This is a genomic window from Psychromonas sp. Urea-02u-13 (assembly GCF_002835995.1).
GTDB lineage: Bacteria > Pseudomonadota > Gammaproteobacteria > Enterobacterales > Psychromonadaceae > Psychromonas.
The window spans coordinates 1-3,787 of sequence record NZ_PJBZ01000154.1; the positions used below are offsets into that span (position 1 = coordinate 1).

Annotated in this window: 3 protein-coding genes; all 3 read left to right on the forward strand. The window is 29.7% G+C overall.

From position 1 onward, the window contains the following. A partial coding sequence (locus CXF74_RS20800; protein ID WP_157822493.1) for a hypothetical protein occupies window positions 1–386 on the forward strand: 386 nt, incomplete at its 5' end. Beyond that, window positions 379–1,068, forward strand: a complete 690-nt coding sequence (locus CXF74_RS20805) for an ABC-three component system middle component 1 (protein ID WP_101084484.1) — start codon at window positions 379–381, stop codon at window positions 1,066–1,068. The genes CXF74_RS20800 and CXF74_RS20805, both read left to right, overlap by 8 nt. Window position 1,069: 1 nt before the next feature. Next, window positions 1,070–3,436, forward strand: coding sequence for an AAA family ATPase (locus CXF74_RS20810; protein WP_101084486.1), 2,367 nt, complete (start codon window positions 1,070–1,072; stop codon window positions 3,434–3,436). Window positions 3,437–3,787: the final 351 nt, after the last annotated feature.

A 3,787-nucleotide genomic window follows, 5' to 3' on the forward strand; every position in this document is an offset into this window, starting at 1 on the left:
TTACGGGATCATTATTTTATATATTAAGCTTAGTTCCTTCGCGTTTTCTTCATAATAATTTTGAAAGGTGTCGATTAACATATTTTAAAAATGATCAGCATTTATTGCCAACCACTATTAATTCGGGTAATCCATCGAGCGTGGCCAAACAGATTTTAAATAACCCTGGCTTTATTGTAAATACTTATGAAATATCAACGCTTTTAGGTGGGAGTAAATCTCCTGAAATTGAAGATTTTATTGCGTCTTATAGTAGGTGTAGAGATGTCAATATAGATGTTTACCTCAATGAGGTAGGGCTTCAAAAGAAATCTCGTATTGTAGCAATTAATGAAAAATTACAGTTGAAATCTATTCATAATATTCTTGGTGAAATTAATGATTAATTTTTTAAAAAAAGTGTTTTTAGAGCGTGACTATATTATTTCGAATCAACATATTACTGATGAATATTTTGATATTACCTTTATCGAAGGAAATATAAGTGTAAATAAAGAAGAGTATTATTTGCTTGTTCAGTCGAAAGGTATTTTAGATGATTGCATAAAGTTATTATTGGAAAAAAAAATAGAAGAGTTTGAGTCAAAAATAAAACCAATTAAAGCTGGTGCGATTAAAAACTGTACATTGATATTGTGTGCTGAAGCTAATAGTTTGGATATTTCAAAAGTTTTGATGTTCGAAGAAGACCCTTTTTCATTTAAAAAAAATGTTATTACTTATACACAATCTCAATTAAGTAACTTAATTGAGATTGTTGGAGAAGAGAGGTTTAGCGATTCATTTATAGGCTTAATGCTTTCGGCTTCTAACGGAAAAAAATTCGATTCTTTTAAAGAGGGGAAAATTAACAATCATGATTACTATAATTTAATCATGATGTTAATGATTAAATTGCCTTTTTTAAAATATAGTAACAACGCTGCTGAGTTATATGATGTTGAAAGCGTAATAAATGCAAATTTGAATAGCTCTCAGCTACCAGTCAAAGAAAATTGTTTGTCATTAAGTCTTGATGATTTAAACGACGATGAATTAGTTAAAATAATTTTAGATTGGGAGAAATAGAATGAGTTATAAATTAATTGAAGTTAAAGTTAAAAACTTTAAGCTTTTTGACCAGGATGAATTTACTGTTAATTTAGACTCTGAACTTATAGTTTTTGATGGGCCAAATGGTTATGGGAAAACCTCAATCTTTGATGCTATTGAACTAGTCCTTACTGGGAATATTCGTCGTCTTGTTAGTGTTGATAGTCGGCAAGTGCCTACTGATATTGTTGTTGCCTATAATAACTCAAAAGATGTTACTGCCAGCTGTAAATTACGAAATGAAACAACTGGAGAAATAATAATAGTATCAAGAGTATTGAAAGAAATTCCTCCTGCACAAGCTAGTAAAATCAGTAATTTCATGCAGTTGTGGAATACATTTATTACTGTTAGTGAAGTAACAAAAGAAATTTCTCAAATAAATTTGGAAAAGTATCTTAATGCTCCAAACCTTTTCCATAATTACTCTTTATTTCACTATGTAGAGCAAGAAGATACTTTTCACTTTTTGAAATCCAAGAATGAAACTGAACGTGCAAAAGCTTTATCACACTTATTAGGGGATACTTCTAAACTTGATAGAGAATTTGTTAAGTTAACTAAATTTGAAAGTCGTCTTAAAAGAATAAAAAAAAGCTATGCAGATCGTCTAGCAAAGTTGAAACCAGAAGATAGTGCTACAGAAGCAAAGAAAGCTAGTATTAATGAAATAAAATATCGACATCTAATTCATTGGAACAATACTTCTTACGCATGGGATCGCAGTAATTTATCGTCAATTACTGAAAGTGAAAAAAAACAATTTTTAACTGCGGTATATGCAATAGGTAAATTAGTTAGACATCGTGAAGTATTCTTACAAAATAGATTATATGAAAAAATAAGTGAAGAGGGGCCTATTCTTCTTTCATATTTACAACACTATAATCACTTAAGTAACTATAAAAAAATCAAAGAATCAGTTAATTTAAGCAAACAATTAAACCACTCTTTAATGATTATTGCGACTGGTGATTTGAATAAAATAAAATTTGAATTTACTCAAGATCATATACTTAATTTACTAAGTTTAGATTCAAATGGACAAATGTTTAAGCATTTAGATACGTTAATTTTGTTGTCCAATAAAAATAGCTCTCTTGATGATTTGTATGGTGAGATTGTAAAATATAGAAAACAATTAGTTATAGTAGCCAAAAAAGTGAATCCTACAGATAAAAATTGTTTATTATGCGGTAGTTTATTTGAATCAAATGATGACTTATTAAGTGCCTTTTTAGATAAAGAAAAATTGTTAACAAGTCTGTTAACAATAGAAGGTAGTGAAACCCAAAAATTACGAGATATATTTACAAATGACTACTTAACACCGTTATCTGAATTTATTAATTCTAAACTACCTACTACTATATATAGCCCAGATTTTATTCACTCTATAGACAATGCATTTCATTTAAAAAGTAGGTTGGATACTTTAAACCAATGGCTTAAAGATAATTCAGTTGTGGTAACTGATTTGATTACCGCTGAGAATGATTTATCAATTAGCCAAACGCATGAGAATAGTAGTAAATTTAAAGAAATGATCTTAGCGAAAAGAGTCCCTCTAAACTCTGCTTATATTGAAGCAAATGAATTATATTCTTTTGAGTCAACGTACCTATCAATATTTTCTAACTCAAAATCTAATCTATTATCTATGGATATTAACCATGTTAATAATAAAAGAATTTTTATAGAAAATTCTTATCAAGTTTCTCAAAATGCACGGCAGTTAGAAATTCAGGTGTTAATGGGGATAATTCCTATTTTTGATAAAAAATTGGAAACGATAAAAGAAGTTAAAAATTTATACACTACTGAAATTGGAAAATATAGAAAAAAACTAATTAAAGATGTTGAAATCCCATTCTATATCTACTCCGGTAAAATTCTTCAATCACATCAATTGGGGCAAGGTGCGGGTATATTTATTAAAGATAAAAATGGTGGAGAAGTATTAAAGAATATAAAATTAGTTTCGGATTGGAATAGTGACCATGATGTATTGAATATGATGAGTTCTGGTCAAATATCAGCTATCGTAATAGCACTATTATTATCATTGAATAAAATATATTTAAATGGAGTTAAAACTCTTTTGATTGATGATCCTGTTCAATCTATGGATGAAATTAATATGATTTCATTATTAGAGTTACTGCGAAATGATTTTAATGATTTACAGCTAATAATTTCAACACATGAGCCTGATGTCGCAAAATATTTCTTATATAAATATTTAAAATTTAATAAATCAGTAGCACAAATAAATTTAATGAAACGTACTGAATGTTTATTACCATATTCTAGAAATGAGCATTTAGTAACATCGATTACCTAATGTAAATCCGCTGAGGCATTGTTTTCGATATCGCAATAGAGGACACCCGCATCTTTTTGACTGAGCTTCGCAATAGAGGACACCCGCATCTTTTTGACTGAGCTTCGCAATAGAGGACACCCGGATTAGCAATAGAGGACACCCGCATCTTTTTGACTGAGCTTCAAGAGTAACCTATCATAGCAATAGAGGACACCCGCATCTTTTTGACTGAGCTTCAAGAGTAACCTATGGTTAAATAAACAGCATAGGTTTTCCTTGGAGGTTTTATGACACAATCCCGCGACACGCAAAGCAATAGAGGACACCCGCATCTTTTTGACTGAGCTTCAAAAGCAAAAGAGCAATAGA